The following is a 14523-nucleotide window of genomic DNA, read 5'->3' on the forward strand; positions in this document are numbered from 1 at the left end:
GATTTCCAAGGAATTTCATATTTAAGTGTATTTTTGCAGTACTTTAAAAGTTTCAGTAAAAACTGCATTAATGAACTACTTTTCTTCTGATTTTAAACTAGGCATTCTAGGTGGTGGGCAACTTGGTAAAATGGTACTTTATAATACCAGAAAATTTGACATTCAAACTTTGGTAATGGATGGAAGTAACGAAGCGCCTTGTAAGATTGCTTGTAATGAATTTACGCTTGGTGATTTGATGGATTATGACGCCGTCTATAACTTTGGAAAACAGGTAGATGTTCTAACCATTGAAATTGAAAATGTAAATGTTGATGCACTAGAAACTTTAGAAAAAGAAGGTATTAAAGTTTATCCTGCTTCAAAGACATTAAAGACTATTCAGAATAAAGCGAAACAGAAGTTGTTTTATGTTGACAATAACATTCCTACGGCGCCTTTTTCTCGTTTTGCTTACAGCTCTGAGATTAAAGAAGCTATAAATCATGGTGGATTGTCTCTCCCATTTGTTTGGAAAAGTGCCCAATTTGGATATGACGGACAAGGTGTGAAAATTGTAAGATCTATTAAAGATTTAGAAGGCTTACCAAATGTAGAATGTATAGCTGAAAATTTGATTCCATTTAAAAATGAGTTAGCGGTTATTGTAGCCAGAAATGTTTCTGGAGATATTAAAAGTTACCCCGTAGTTGAAATGGAGTTTCACCCAGAAGCTAACCAAGTTGAATACGTAATTTGTCCAGCTAGGATTGATGCTGAAGTAGCTGAAAAAGCCGAAGGAGTAGCTTTAAAGGTTTCTGAAGCTTTTGACCACGTTGGCTTATTAGCTGTTGAAATGTTTCAAACTGAAGAAGACGAAATTTTGGTAAATGAAGTAGCTCCAAGACCACATAACTCGGGCCATCAAACTATTGAGGCCAGTTACACTTCTCAATTTGAGCAACACCTGAGATCCATTTTAGATTTACCTTTAGGCAGAACCGATAGTAAAGTTGGTGGTGTGATGGTTAATTTAGTAGGTGCCGAAGGCTATACAGGAAATGTAGTTTATGAAAACATTGAAACTATAATGGGAATGGAAGGTGTTACACCGCATATTTACGGAAAACAACAAACCAGACCTTTTAGAAAAATGGGACATGTAACCATTGTAAATGAAGATTTAAACGAGGCCAGAAGAATTGCTGAAGAAGTAAAAAAATCGATAAAAGTTATAAGCAAATAATTATGAATAAAGTAGGCGTAATTATGGGAAGTAAAAGTGACCTTCCTGTTATGCAAGATGCTATAGACATCTTAAAAGGATTTGATATTGAGGTTGAAGTTGATATTGTTTCGGCACACCGTACTCCAGAAAAATTATTCGATTATGGTAAAAATGCCCACACCAGAGGTTTTGCCGTAGTTATAGCTGGTGCAGGTGGAGCAGCTCATTTACCGGGTATGATTGCCTCATTGTCACCACTTCCTGTAATTGGTGTTCCCGTTAAAAGTAGTAACTCTATTGATGGTTGGGATTCTGTATTATCAATTTTGCAAATGCCTGGAGGAGTACCTGTTGCCACGGTTGCCTTAAATGGCGCAAAAAATGCAGGAATTTTAGCAGCTCAAATCATCGGATCTAATGATTCTTGTGTGCTCGATAAAATTGTTGCTTATAAAGAAGGTCTTAAGATTAAGGTAAACGAATCTGCCAAAGATTTACAATAAAAAAAGCCCCGAGAATACACTCGAGGCTTTCTAGCTATAAACATATAATCTTTTCTGAGTTAGTCACTCTTAAAATTTTTCACTAGCTAAAATATAAAAAATTTATTATGTACGCATAGTAAATTCTGGATTTTAACATATTTCCTACAAAAATGTCACAAAACATATTACTAAATACTTTTGAAACACCTTATACCACAGCTCCTTTTTCAAAAATAAAGCATTCCCATTTTTTACCAGCTTTTAAGCAGGGTATCAAAGATGCAAAGGCAGAAATTGATGCAATTATCAATAATTCTGACTCACCTACTTTTGAAAACACAATTGAAGCTTTAGATTATTCAGGTGAACAATTAGATAGAATTTCAAGTATATTTTTCAATTTAAATTCTGCAGAAACTAATGATTCTATTCAGAAAATAGCTCAAGAAGTTTCACCTTTATTGTCAGAGTTTAGTAATGACATTACTTTAAATGAAGATTTATTTGAACGTGTTAAATCCGTTTACAAATCTAAAAACGAATTAGACTTAACTATCGAACAGCAAACCTTACTTGATAAAAAATACAAAAGCTTCTCAAGAAATGGGGCTAATCTACCCGAAGACAAGAAAGAAACACTCCGTGAAATTGACAAAAAGCTGAGTCAGTTAAAACTTAAGTTCGGAGAAAACATATTAGCGGAAACTAATAAGTTTGAAATGCTTATAACGGATGAATCTGACTTATCCGGTTTGCCAGACGGAGCCAAAGAAGCTGCCAAACAACTAGCCGAATCTAAACAGAAAGAAGGTTGGTTATTTACTTTGGATTACCCAAGTTATATTCCCTTTGTAACTTATGCTGATAAAAGAGAGTTACGTGAAAAATTGTCTTTGGCTGCCGGTAGTAAAGGTTTTAAAAATGACGCGTTAGACAATCAAAAAATCGTTCTAGACATTGTAAAACTAAGGCATGAACGCGCAAATCTTTTAGGGTATAAAACCCATGCACATTTTGTTTTAGAAGAGCGTATGGCTGAAACGCCAGAAAAAGTTCAAAGCTTTTTAAATGAATTATTAGAAAAAGCTAAACCAGCTGCAGAACGAGAGTTTAAAAACCTAAATGAATTTGCTGAAGAACTAGATGGTTTGGATCAACTCCAAAAATGGGATGGCGCTTACTACGCCGAAAAGCTAAAGCAAAAACTGTTTAGTTTAGATGATGAACTATTAAAACCATATTTCAAATTAGAAAATGTAATTGATGGTGCTTTTATTGTTGCCAATAAATTATTCGATTTAAACTTTGAAGAAATTCATGACATTGATAAATATCATGAAGATGTGCTTACCTATAAAGTAACAGATAATAATGGCAATTTAGTTTCTATTTTTTATGCCGATTTTTTCCCGAGAGCAGGCAAAAGAAACGGTGCTTGGATGACTTCATTTAAACCACAGTATATCAAAGATGGATATAACTCAAGACCTCACGTTTCTATAGTTTGCAACTTTACCAAGCCTACAAAAAGCAAACCATCTCTTTTAACGTTTAACGAAGTAACTACGTTATTCCACGAATTTGGGCACGCACTTCATGGTATGTTAGCAAATACTACTTACCCAAGTTTATCGGGGACCAGTGTATATTGGGATTTTGTGGAATTACCAAGTCAGGTAATGGAAAATTGGTGCTACGAAAAAGAGGCCTTAGAATTGTTTGCTAAGCACTATGAAACTGGTGAACTCATCCCCATGGATTTAGTTGAGAAGATTAAAGAATCGGCTACTTTTCACGAAGGCATGCAAACCTTGCGCCAACTGAGTTTTGGTTTACTAGACATGAGTTGGCACGGTGGAGCATCACCTGAAACAATTAATTCTGTAAAAGAACATGAATCGGAAACCTTTGTGAACACCACGCTTTACCCTGAAGTTCAGGAAAACTGTATGAGTACAGCTTTTGCCCATATTTTTCAAGGTGGATATTCTTCCGGTTATTACAGCTATAAATGGGCTGAAGTTTTGGATGCTGATGCTTTTGAATACTTTAAAGAAGAAGGGATTTTTAGTAAAGAAGTTGCCACGAAATTTAAAGACCATGTTCTATCTCAAGGTGGAACAGAAAACCCAATGACACTTTATAAACGTTTTAGAGGGCAAGAACCAAAACCTGAAGCACTATTAAAACGTGCAGGGTTAATTGAAAAGTAATTCTTTTACAACGATTTAATATAGTTATACATTTTCTCTCTACCCTTTTGATCAGGCATTTTACCATAACCAGCCATCATATTATCAATCATATGGTGCGGTTTGGAAGTCCCGGGAATGATACAGGTCACCAATTCATTAGATAAAATAAACTTTAAGAAAAACTGTCCCCAACTATTGATATTGTAGTCTTTAGCCCAAGTTGGAATTTCTTTTCCTTTGGTAGCTCTAAACAATCTACCAGTTTCAAAAGGTCTGTTAATTAGGGTAGCTGTATTGTATTTATCAACCGTTTCAAATAATGACTTTTCTGCATGACGTGATAAAATTGAGTAATTGAACTGTACAAAATCGGGTTTTTCAGCTTTAATTACTTGTTCCAATTGAGCATGAGAATCATCGGTGTAATGCGTGATGCCCCAATATTTAATTTTACCTTGCTCTTTCCAATCGCGCAGTGTTTTTACATGAATTTTCCAATCAACTAGATTATGAATTTGCATTAAATCCATTTGCTCTCGTTTCATTCGTTTGAATGAATTCTGCATTTGACCAATTCCTTCGTCTTTGCCTTTGGTCCATACCTTAGTGGCGTAAAAGAAATCATCCTTAAAATCTGATTCTTGAGTTAAATCACCAACTACAGATTCTGAAGTCCCATACATTGGAGATGAATCGATAACAGTTCCTTTTAAGGTATTCATTTCTTCCAAAACCTCTGTTAAGCGAGTCTTTTCTGCCATAGAACTTCCAACATCAAAAGTTTGCCATGTGCCCAAACCTATAACCGGCAAACTTTGATTAAAAGACGGTATTTTTCTTAACAAAATTTCATCTTTAAAATTAAATGAAGACAGTAACGGAGACAACGCCATTCCCAATCCGGCAAGTCCAGATAGTTTTAAAACATCTCTCCTATTATATTCCTTATTAATCACATTCTAAAATTAATGAAAATAATTTTAGCCTCACTATTAAAGTCTAAAGTATATTAATCATGTCATTCTTCAAATCAAATAAACCACTATGGATTGGAAATCTACAGTTTTAATTAAAGAATGAAATTCTTGTTATAAGCACTTTGTCGTTCCGAATGAGGTACGAAGAGGAATCTCATAATTTTGACAGCATAATGAGATTTCTTACTATGTTCGAAATGACAATCAGCACACAAAAGGGTTATAGAAACTAAAGTAACTGCAATGAAATTTAAGGTTTTAAGCTCTAAGTAAATAATAAACTTTCAATAATTATTGAAAGTTTAGAAATTAATTATATCTTTGTTATATGAATTACGAAGAAGCAAAGGAAAAGTTTATTAGTACTTGGGGGAGTTTGGGTTCTATGTGGGGTATAAATAAAGCCATGGCACAGATACAAGCACTGTTATTTATTTCTACGAAACCGCTTTCGATGGAGGACATTATGAAGGAACTTAAAATCTCTAGAGGCAATACAAGTATGAATTTACGCCAGCTCATGGATTGGGGTATTGTTACTAAAGAATTGGTTCCAGGTGAACGTAGAGAATTCTTCACTACGGAAAAAGATGTGGAAGAATTGGCGAGACATATTGCTAAAGAACGAAGCCGACGTGAAATAAAACCAGTTATTAAAACCTTAAAAGAGGTAAGTTCTATTAAAAATGATGGTACGGCAAAAACTAAAGAACTTATTAAACAAACAAAAGCCCTCCATGACTTAACAGAAACAGCTGATAGTATGATTAACAAACTAGTAAGTCAAGAGCAAAACTGGGTAACAAAATCTTTACTAAAACTGATAAAATAAAAAATTTAAATACATCTTTCAATATTTTCTGAAAGTTTAAAAATAATAAAAATGAATCAAAAAAGAATATTTATGACATGTGAATGGAGAGACCTAATCATGTCTACTTTTGAAGTTGAAAAGTCAGTCCTTGAACCTTACTTGCCAAAAGATACAGCAATAGATCTATATAATGGAAAAGCATTAATTAGCCTAGTTGCTTTCACCTTTTCCAAAGTAAAATTCTTTGGTATTAAAGTGCCATTTCATCAACACTTTGGACAAATAAATTTTCGTTTTTATGCAAAATCAAAAACAGATGGCTCTAGAGGAGTTGTTTTTATAAAAGAATTTGCACCAAAGCATTTAATAGCCCTAGTAGGCAACACATTATATAACGAGCCTTATTTTTTTAAAGATATCGGTTTAAAAAAACAAATAAAAGAAGATAGTTTAAAACTAAGCTATAATTTCCGAGATGCCGCTATTAAAGCTGAAGCTAGTTATAGCACCAAGGACCTCAAAAAAAATACCCTAAAACATTTTGTTGTTGATAGATACATTGCCTTTATTAAGAATAAAAAAAATAAAACAGTTAGATATAACATCTACCATAAACCTTGGAAAACATATCAATTAAGTAAATCAGTTCTTGATAACCGTTTATTACAACTTCTTCCAACAAATTTTAAGAACTTAAAGCATCTCTCAACCTATTTAATAAATGGTTCTCAAGTTAGTATTCAAAGAGGTGTTCCTCAGTAATTTTTAATATCAATCAAGCTATACAGAATATTCATTTATTTATCTTATTTTTGGTAGTATTAAAACAATTGCTAGACAATGCCCAACCATCAAATTAATCCAAATAAATGGATCGATTTATATTCTGATTACCTATACAACTACACTATAACGCGTGTTAGTGATAGAGAGATTGCTCAAGATTTGGTTCAAGATACTTTTTTGGCGGGCTTAAAGTCAATGAAAAATTTTAAAGGAGAAGCCAGTGAACGTACATGGCTTATATCAATTTTAAAAAGAAAAATTATTGACCACTATCGGAAAATTAATTCTAATAAAGGTAAAGCTGAAGTTAGAATTAATTATAAAGACGATGAAACTGAAGGCGATTGGCTAGAAGAGCGAGTTGCAGACCCATTTGATAAAACTGCAGAAGACCAAATGCAGAACAGCGAATTAGGGGATGCCATTTACAACTGTTTAAGTAAACTCCCAGAAAAACAAGCCGAGGTTTTTAAAATGAAAACAATACAAGGTTTTGAAACCGAAGTTATTTGTAATGAACTAAATATTACAGCGTCTAACCTTTGGGTAATTATTCATAGAGCGCGTACAGCTATGGCAAGTTGCTTAAAAGAAAATTGGTTTTAATTATGAGTAAGAAGTTTAGGATAATGATTCCGTGTGAAGAAGCAAATCATGTATGCGATAAGACACAGTACAAGGAATCAACGTTATGGGAAAAAATAAAACTGAATTTACATTTAATTTATTGCAAGGTTTGCAGAGAGTATTCTAATAACAACGGTAAGCTTACTAAGAAAATAAAGCAGTCTAAAGTTGAATGTTTAGACCCAAATTGCAAAAAAAATATGAAAAAAGAACTTGACAGAGCTATTGAAGAACAAGCTTCCTAAATCATTATTTTCAAAATTATTAGCCATAAAACAGGCAACCCTTCTACCCAAAAAGAACTATAATACTTCCCCTGCTTTTTTGTAGCCAAAACAACTAATGATAGTGTGCAGAGAAGAATTACTCCTAAAGCTAAAACTTGAACTAAGTTTAATTCGTCTTTAAATAATTCCAATGTAAATAAACCGAGTAATAAAATGACTCCTACCGCTTTAGTATTTATAACCCCAATTTTTTGTGGAACAGTAGAGAGTTTTAAACTATCAAACCGCAAATCTCTAATTTCAAAGGGCAACATTAAAACAATAACATACATGTAACGCTGAACACCTGTTATAAAAGCATCTGTATTTAATTGAAACTCGTTATTAATTAAGGGAATAAAAACGGTTACACCACTCCATACTAAAGCTATTAAATAAATTTTTAGACCACCAATGCTTCTTAAGTTCTGTTGCTTATCAACAAAAAAACGTTTTGGTAAAAAAGGTATCGCGTAAAAAAAAGTAAGCATTCCAAATAAAACCATATACAACAAAGTCTTCATTGGCAATTTCAATGCATAAAACACCAGACATAAAAAACAGAAGAACGAAAAAACTTGAATGGTTTTTAACCAGCTTGCCAACCGTCTATGGTGAAATTTTGCAATTCCAAAATACTTCACAAAATTATATCCGGTTACAGATGCAAAAAAAACAAAAAACAATAGGGTTTTATCTATCGGAACTTGAAATTCAATAAGGGTTATCCATGTTAAAGAACATACTGCCAAAGCAACATGAATACTACTATTAATGTAGAAATTAAATACCTGTTTAACTATGCCCATTAAACAAAAATAAAGAAACTGTTAATAACGTCATCAAACGGTTAAAAACTTTCCAATTAATGCAATTAACAACATTAAATATTACGTATTTTTGCGGATTGTATAACAAATTGTAATTGAATGAATACAAACGCTTTTGCTCTGCGTCATATTGGTCCAAATGAAGATGACCAAAAGAAAATGTTAAACGCTCTTGGTCTAGAGTCTTTTGAACAGTTAATTTATGAAACCATTCCTGATGAAATTCGTCTAAAGGATGGGTTGAATTTAGATGAACCAATGACAGAGCATGAATATTTATTGCATATTCATGATGTTTCTAAAACTAATAAAGCTTACAAAACCTATATTGGTTTAGGATATCACCCAACAGTAATGCCTGCTGTTATACAACGTAATATATTAGAGAATCCGGGTTGGTATACAGCTTACACTCCTTACCAAGCTGAAATAGCACAGGGGAGATTGGAAGCTCTTCTAAATTTCCAAACGATGGTGATAGAACTTACCGGAATGGAAATTGCCAATGCATCATTACTAGATGAAAGTACAGCTGCTGCCGAGGCTATGAGCTTATTGTTTGCTGTTCGTGAACGCGCTCAGAAAAAAGCTGGTATAAATAAGTTTTTTGTTTCTGAAAATATATTACCTCAAACGCTTTCGCTATTGCAAACTAGAGCAACTCCAATTGGTATTGAATTAGTTATAGGAAAAGAAGAATCATTTGATTTTTCTCCAGAATTCTTCGGAGCTATTTTACAGTATCCTGGAAAAGATGGTCAAATTACAGATATAAAATCGTTCATAGAAAAGGGGAAAGAAACTAATATTAAGGTAGCTGTAGCCGCAGATATTTTAAGTCTTGTTAAACTTGAAGCGCCTGGTAATTTTGGTGCCGATGTTGTTGTGGGAACTACGCAACGTTTTGGAATCCCAATGGGTTATGGCGGACCTCACGCCGCATATTTTGCAACGAAAGAAGCCTATAAAAGAGATATTCCTGGTCGAATTATTGGAGTTACAAAAGACACCAATGGAAACAGAGCACTTCGTATGGCTCTTCAAACCAGAGAGCAGCATATTAAAAGAGATAGAGCTACATCTAACATCTGTACAGCACAAGTATTGCTAGCCGTTATGGCAGGAATGTACGCTGTTTTTCATGGTCCTAAAGGCTTAAAATTCATAGCTAACAATGTACACAACAAGGCATCGAAATTAGCTGAAGCTATTCAGACTTTAGGCTATAACCAGGTAAACTCATCATTCTTTGATACGCTTCAAATTAAAACAGATGCTAAAAAGATTAAAGAAGTAGCAAGAGAGAAAAAGGTTAATCTATATTATCCGGATAAAAATACGGTGACTATTTCCATAAATGAAGCTACTTCAATCAGAGACATAAATTATCTAATATCCGTTTTTGCTGAAGCTGCTGATAAAGACACAATTATTATTGCGGATGTAGAACAAGTAAATAATATAGAATCATCTATTCAAAGAAAGTCAACTTTTTTAACGCTTGATGTATTTAATAAACATCATTCAGAAACTCAATTGATGCGCTATATAAAATCTTTAGAGCGTAAGGATTTATCGCTTAATCATTCTATGATTTCATTAGGTTCTTGCACTATGAAGTTAAATGCAGCATCCGAAATGTTACCTTTAAGTTGGTTTAAATGGGGTAATATTCACCCCTTTGCTCCTAAAAAACAAGCAAAAGGATACAGAAGAGTGTTAAAAGAGTTAGAAAATCAGTTAACAGAAATCACAGGTTTTGCAGCAACATCTTTACAACCAAACTCTGGAGCCCAAGGTGAGTTTGCTGGTTTAATGGTCATTAAAGCTTATCATGAATCACGTGGTGAGGGTCATCGAAACATTTGCTTGATTCCTTCTTCTGCTCATGGAACAAATCCAGCAAGTGCTGTTATGGCGGGCATGAAAGTAGTTGTTACCAAATCTACAGACGAGGGTAATATTGACGTTGACGATTTACGCGAAAAGGCTATTAAGCACAAAGACAATTTATCAGCTCTAATGGTAACATATCCCTCAACACATGGTGTATATGAATCTGCCATTAAAGAAATTACTCAGATTATTCATGATAATGGTGGTCAAGTTTATATGGACGGCGCCAACATGAATGCTCAAGTTGGTTTAACAAACCCTGGAAATATTGGTGCAGATGTTTGTCACCTAAACCTACACAAAACCTTTGCAATTCCGCACGGTGGAGGTGGACCAGGTGTTGGCCCTATTTGTGTTGCCAAACAATTAGCGCCTTTCCTACCAGGAAATCCAGTACTCAAAACTGGTGGAAATAAAGCTATTACTGCTATTTCTGCCGCTCCTTTTGGTTCTGCTTTAGCTTGTTTAATATCCTACGGTTATATTAAAATGTTAGGAGCCGAGGGCTTAACAGAATCTACTAAAGTGGCAATTTTAAATGCCAATTATATTAAGCATAGATTAGATGGTCATTTTAATACATTATACTCTGGTGAACGTGGTAGAGCAGCACATGAAATGATTGTAGATTGCCGACCTTTTAAAGCAAATGGTGTTGAAGTAACTGATATTGCAAAGCGTTTAATGGATTATGGTTTTCATGCACCTACGGTGTCTTTCCCTGTGGCAGGAACTTTAATGATTGAACCTACCGAAAGTGAAAGCAAAGAAGAATTAGATAGATTTTGTGACGCCATGATTTCTATTAAAGCAGAAATTGATAGTGTTATAAAAGAAGATTCAAATAACGTTTTGAAAAATGCACCTCACACCATGGATATGATAACAGCGGACACATGGGATTTCCCCTATTCAAGAGAAAAAGCTGCGTTCCCGTTAGAATATATTAGAGATAATAAATTCTGGCCTAGTGTAAGACGTGTTGATGATGCCTATGGAGATAGAAATTTGGTATGCTCTTGTGCGCCAATAGAAGATTATGTAGAGGCTTAAATTACGGTGTTGAACATCGTAATAATTTTAACGGTGAATTCAATAATTTGGATATAGCGCTTATATTAGCTTTTTAAGTAAAAAATTAATAGCAAAACATATTCTATGAATATTAAAATAACCGGAACGGGAAGCTATATACCTGATACCATTGAAAAGAATGAGAGCTTTCACAATCATGAATTTTTAAATACTGACGGTTCTTCAATTAATGCTCCAAACGAGGTTATATTAGAAAAATTTAAGGCTATTACAGGAATTGCTGAACGTCGTTATGCAAAAGACCATCACAATTCTTCTGATTTAGGGTTCTTTGCTGCCGAAAAAGCCATCGAAGATGCAGGAATTGATCCTGAAACTTTAGACTATATCATAGTTGCACAAAATTTTGGTGATGTAAAAAGTAACAGTATTCAAAGTGACATGTTACCATCTATTGCAACAAGAATAAAGCACAGTTTGCGCATAATAAACCCCAAATGTGTTGCCTACGATTTACTATTTGGTTGCCCAGGTTGGGTTGAAGGTGTAATTCAAGCCAAGGCTTTTATACAATCAGGAATGGCCAAACGTTGTTTAGTTATAGGTACAGAAACACTCTCCCGAGTTGTTGATAAACATGATAGAGATTCTATGATTTTTTCTGATGGTGCCGGTGCAACCATTATAGAAGCAACTGAGGAAGAAGGTGGAATTTTAGCTCATGAGACAGCTAGTTACACTTATGATGAGGCTTATTATCTCTACTTTGGAAACTCCAATAATCAAGAATTATGCAGAGATACGCGATACATCAAAATGGATGGTCGTAAAATCTATGAATTTGCTTTAGTGAATGTTCCAAAGGCAATGAAAACCTGTTTGGATAATAGTGGTGTAGATATAAAAGACCTTAAGAAGATTTTTATCCATCAGGCCAATGAAAAAATGGATGAAGCCATTTTAAAACGTTTTTACAGACTTTATAGAACTGAAATTCCTGAACATATAATGCCTATGAGTATTCAAACCTTAGGAAACAGCTCAGTAGCAACAGTACCAACTTTACTTGATTTGGTAAAAAACAACAAAATGGAGAACCATAACTTGACTAAAGGAGACGTGGTTATTTTCGCCAGCGTTGGAGCCGGAATGCATATTAACGCTATTGTTTATAAATATTAGCCCTATCCTTAATGTACGAAAAAAGCTTTCCTAATAAACGCTTTAAGCACACAATTTTATTCTTAAAAAAACACATTTCCAGTTCAGAAAACATTTTAGACCTTGGTGTTGAAAATCCTTTTTCTAAAATTATGGTTGAACATGGATATTCTGTTAAAAACACAAAGGGAGAAGATTTAGATGAAGACTTGAGTAACCTGATAAAATCAGATGCCAAAGTTGTTACTGCTTTCGAAATATTTGAACATTTATTATCTCCTTACACAGTTTTAAAGAATATAAAAGCAGATAAGTTGGTAGCCAGCATCCCTTTAAAACTATGGTTTTCTCCTGCTTATAGAAGTAAAACTGATAAGTGGGATAGACACTATCATGAATTTGAAGACTGGCAGTTTGATTGGTTATTAGAAAAAACTGGTTGGAAAATAATTGACCACCAAAAATGGACTAATCCGACAAAAAAAATTGGAATCCGCCCTATTTTACGTTGGTTCATACCAAGGTATTATATTGTCTATGCTGAAAGAGTGAATAACTAAACAATTTTATGATCTCTCTTAAAATAATTCTAAAAACTTGGATAAGGTTTTTTTTATGTTGAGATTTATATCGTGAATTTCTACATTGTCATACCAGCTCATAACGAGGAAAATTCAATTGGATTAACTTTAGATTCTTTGGTCAATCAAACTTTAAAACCAAAGAAAATTGTTGTTGTAAATGACAATTCTACCGACAAAACATCTGATGTAGTTGAAGGTTATTCTTTTAAATATGATTTTGTAAAACTGGTCAATTCAAAATCGTCAAATCAGCACCTACCTGGAGCTAAAATTATTAATGCATTTTACAAAGGGTTTGAAACTTTAGATGAGCATTACGATGTCATTTGTAAGTTTGATGCCGACTTAATTTTTCAAGACAACTACTTACATCAATTAGCAAGTCATTTTCAACAGAATGAACGCTTAGGAATGGCTTCTGGGTTTTGTTATATTGAAAAAAACGGAGAATGGATTCTTGAAAATCTCACTAGAAAAGATCACATTAGAGGTGCTCTAAAAGCCTATAGAAAACAATGTTTTTTAGAAATTGGTAAGTTAAAATCATCCATGGGTTGGGACACTGTTGATGAACTTCTTGCTAAATATTATAATTGGGAGATTTTAACTGATGAGCTCCTACACATAAAACACCTTAAACCAACGGGTATAAGCTACAACAAAGCCTCAAAGTATTTACAAGGTGAAGCTATGTACAAAATGCGTTATGGTTTCATCATCACTTTGATATCGGCCATGAAATTGGCTTTCAAAAAAGGAAGTTTACAATTATTCATAGATTATTTAGGTGGTTATTTTAAGGCGAAAAAGGAAAAACCCCAACAATTGATAACCGAAGAACAAGGTAAGTTCATCAGACAATTACGCTGGAAAGGAATGATTCAAAGAAAAAGGCTTTAAACTACTAGTTTAAAGCCTTTTTATATAAAGTCTAATTAATTTAATCAATCACCAGTTGTTTAATTGCTACCGCACCTGAATCAAGGTTAGTAACTTTTACAAAGTAAATTCCACTATCATAATCACTTACATCCAAACTTTGCTTTTTGAACACTGTTCTAAATGTTATGTCTTCATTATAAATCATAGAATTGTTCAAATTGAACAAGCTTATATTTACATTATCAGCTGAAAAATTAATTAACTTAACTGTCACACTTCCCTTAGAAGGATTTGGATATAATGCAATTTTACCAGAAGTGCTTGCCGTTCTAACAATGGTTATTGGATTAGATAAATCAAAACAAGCTCCAGTTAAACCTGAAACTAAATGATCTCCTTCATCTGGAACTGTAAGACCTTCTATGCCATCTTCATAACTTAAATGCCATAGTTTACAAGTTCCTGCTGCTGCACCATCAAAATCTGGATCTGTATAATTATCATGTACTCCTAAGATTTTTGTTCCATCCTCATCAGTAACTAACCATTTAGAATTTGTCCCAACATTGCCTGTTAAAGTAATAGCGTCTGCTGCAATTTTATCAGCCGTTTCATCACCTACAGTAAAACTAAAACTGTTATCTGTGCCTCCAGTAATACTTCCTCCATTAATAGCTGTTCTATTTACTGTAATGGCATTAGACAAAACATAGCACCCGCTTAGTTGATTTGCATTGGTTACACCATCAAAACTTACATTATCCTCATAACCAAGATG

Annotated in this window: 14 protein-coding genes; 11 read left to right on the forward strand and 3 right to left on the reverse strand. The window is 33.7% G+C overall.

The window, feature by feature from the left end; translation table 11 throughout:
- Positions 1 to 70: 70 nt before the first annotated feature.
- The 3 genes from FUA22_RS18275 (at position 71) to FUA22_RS18285 (ending at position 3905) form a co-directional block, all read left to right on the forward strand.
- Complete coding sequence (locus tag FUA22_RS18275) at positions 71 to 1225, forward strand: 5-(carboxyamino)imidazole ribonucleotide synthase (protein ID WP_147770050.1); 1155 nt, start codon at positions 71 to 73, stop codon at positions 1223 to 1225.
- Between the two features lie 2 nt (positions 1226 to 1227).
- Positions 1228 to 1710, forward strand: coding sequence for a 5-(carboxyamino)imidazole ribonucleotide mutase (gene purE / locus FUA22_RS18280; RefSeq protein WP_147770051.1), 483 nt, complete (start codon positions 1228 to 1230; stop codon positions 1708 to 1710).
- Between the two features lie 152 nt (positions 1711 to 1862).
- Positions 1863 to 3905 carry a M3 family metallopeptidase gene (locus tag FUA22_RS18285; RefSeq protein ID WP_147770052.1) on the forward strand — a complete coding sequence of 681 codons (2043 nt, stop codon included), beginning with the start codon at positions 1863 to 1865 and terminating at the stop codon, positions 3903 to 3905.
- 5 nt (positions 3906 to 3910) lie between these two features.
- Here the strand turns inward: FUA22_RS18285 and FUA22_RS18290 are convergent, their stop codons facing one another.
- A complete protein-coding gene (locus FUA22_RS18290; protein ID WP_147770053.1) occupies positions 3911 to 4843 on the reverse strand; it encodes an aldo/keto reductase in 933 nt (310 codons plus the stop codon).
- A 349-nt stretch (positions 4844 to 5192) separates the two neighbouring features.
- Between FUA22_RS18290 and FUA22_RS18295 the strand changes: the two genes are divergently transcribed.
- From FUA22_RS18295 to FUA22_RS18310, 4 genes are all read left to right on the forward strand, one after another.
- The gene (locus tag FUA22_RS18295; protein ID WP_147770054.1) at positions 5193 to 5696 is read left to right on the forward strand and encodes a GbsR/MarR family transcriptional regulator; all 504 of its coding nucleotides are present in this window, start codon (positions 5193 to 5195) and stop codon (positions 5694 to 5696) included.
- A 51-nt stretch (positions 5697 to 5747) separates the two neighbouring features.
- Positions 5748 to 6440 (forward strand): DUF2071 domain-containing protein, encoded by a 693-nt coding sequence (locus tag FUA22_RS18300; RefSeq protein ID WP_147770055.1) that lies wholly within the window; start codon positions 5748 to 5750, stop codon positions 6438 to 6440.
- 78 nt (positions 6441 to 6518) lie between these two features.
- Positions 6519 to 7070, forward strand: a complete 552-nt coding sequence (locus tag FUA22_RS18305; protein ID WP_147770056.1) for a sigma-70 family RNA polymerase sigma factor — start codon at positions 6519 to 6521, stop codon at positions 7068 to 7070.
- A 2-nt stretch (positions 7071 to 7072) separates the two neighbouring features.
- A complete protein-coding gene (locus tag FUA22_RS18310; RefSeq protein WP_147770057.1) occupies positions 7073 to 7336 on the forward strand; it encodes a hypothetical protein in 264 nt (87 codons plus the stop codon).
- On the opposite strand, the gene FUA22_RS18315 is transcribed toward FUA22_RS18310, so the two are convergent.
- A complete protein-coding gene (locus FUA22_RS18315; RefSeq protein WP_147770058.1) occupies positions 7333 to 8166 on the reverse strand; it encodes a UbiA prenyltransferase family protein in 834 nt (277 codons plus the stop codon). The two genes, FUA22_RS18310 and FUA22_RS18315, sit on opposite strands and share 4 nt — an antisense overlap.
- A 120-nt stretch (positions 8167 to 8286) precedes the next feature.
- Between FUA22_RS18315 and gcvP the strand changes: the two genes are divergently transcribed.
- From gcvP to FUA22_RS18335, 4 genes are all read left to right on the forward strand, one after another.
- Positions 8287 to 11136, forward strand: a complete 2850-nt coding sequence (gene gcvP / locus FUA22_RS18320; protein WP_147770059.1) for an aminomethyl-transferring glycine dehydrogenase — start codon at positions 8287 to 8289, stop codon at positions 11134 to 11136.
- Positions 11137 to 11241: 105 nt separating this feature from the next.
- Positions 11242 to 12300: a 3-oxoacyl-ACP synthase III family protein gene (locus tag FUA22_RS18325; protein WP_147770060.1), complete on the forward strand. Its 1059-nt coding sequence runs from the start codon at positions 11242 to 11244 to the stop codon at positions 12298 to 12300.
- A gap of 11 nt (positions 12301 to 12311) precedes the next feature.
- Positions 12312 to 12839: a methyltransferase gene (locus tag FUA22_RS18330; protein ID WP_147770061.1), complete on the forward strand. Its 528-nt coding sequence runs from the start codon at positions 12312 to 12314 to the stop codon at positions 12837 to 12839.
- Positions 12840 to 12911: 72 nt separating this feature from the next.
- A complete protein-coding gene (locus tag FUA22_RS18335) occupies positions 12912 to 13763 on the forward strand; it encodes a glycosyltransferase family 2 protein (RefSeq protein ID WP_147770062.1) in 852 nt (283 codons plus the stop codon).
- Positions 13764 to 13803: 40 nt separating this feature from the next.
- On the opposite strand, the gene FUA22_RS18340 is transcribed toward FUA22_RS18335, so the two are convergent.
- Positions 13804 to 14523: T9SS type A sorting domain-containing protein (locus FUA22_RS18340; protein WP_147770063.1), on the reverse strand; the 720-nt coding region annotated here is incomplete at its 5' end.

This window comes from Seonamhaeicola maritimus, from assembly GCF_008056315.1.
In the GTDB taxonomy this organism is placed as follows: domain Bacteria; phylum Bacteroidota; class Bacteroidia; order Flavobacteriales; family Flavobacteriaceae; genus Seonamhaeicola; species Seonamhaeicola maritimus.

Bases quoted from the DNA above. Each gene is read 5' to 3' on its own strand.
- FUA22_RS18275 (WP_147770050.1), top strand. From the start codon at position 71: ATGAACTACTTTTCTTCTGATTTTAAACTAGGCATTCTAGGTGGTGGG.
- purE (WP_147770051.1), top strand. From the start codon at position 1,228: ATGAATAAAGTAGGCGTAATTATGGGAAGTAAAAGTGACCTTCCTGTT.
- FUA22_RS18285 (WP_147770052.1), top strand. From the start codon at position 1,863: ATGTCACAAAACATATTACTAAATACTTTTGAAACACCTTATACCACA.
- FUA22_RS18295 (WP_147770054.1), top strand. From the start codon at position 5,193: ATGAATTACGAAGAAGCAAAGGAAAAGTTTATTAGTACTTGGGGGAGT.
- FUA22_RS18300 (WP_147770055.1), top strand. From the start codon at position 5,748: ATGAATCAAAAAAGAATATTTATGACATGTGAATGGAGAGACCTAATC.
- FUA22_RS18305 (WP_147770056.1), top strand. From the start codon at position 6,519: ATGCCCAACCATCAAATTAATCCAAATAAATGGATCGATTTATATTCT.
- FUA22_RS18310 (WP_147770057.1), top strand. From the start codon at position 7,073: ATGAGTAAGAAGTTTAGGATAATGATTCCGTGTGAAGAAGCAAATCAT.
- FUA22_RS18315 (WP_147770058.1), bottom strand. From the start codon at position 8,166: ATGGGCATAGTTAAACAGGTATTTAATTTCTACATTAATAGTAGTATT.
- gcvP (WP_147770059.1), top strand. From the start codon at position 8,287: ATGAATACAAACGCTTTTGCTCTGCGTCATATTGGTCCAAATGAAGAT.
- FUA22_RS18325 (WP_147770060.1), top strand. From the start codon at position 11,242: ATGAATATTAAAATAACCGGAACGGGAAGCTATATACCTGATACCATT.
- FUA22_RS18330 (WP_147770061.1), top strand. From the start codon at position 12,312: ATGTACGAAAAAAGCTTTCCTAATAAACGCTTTAAGCACACAATTTTA.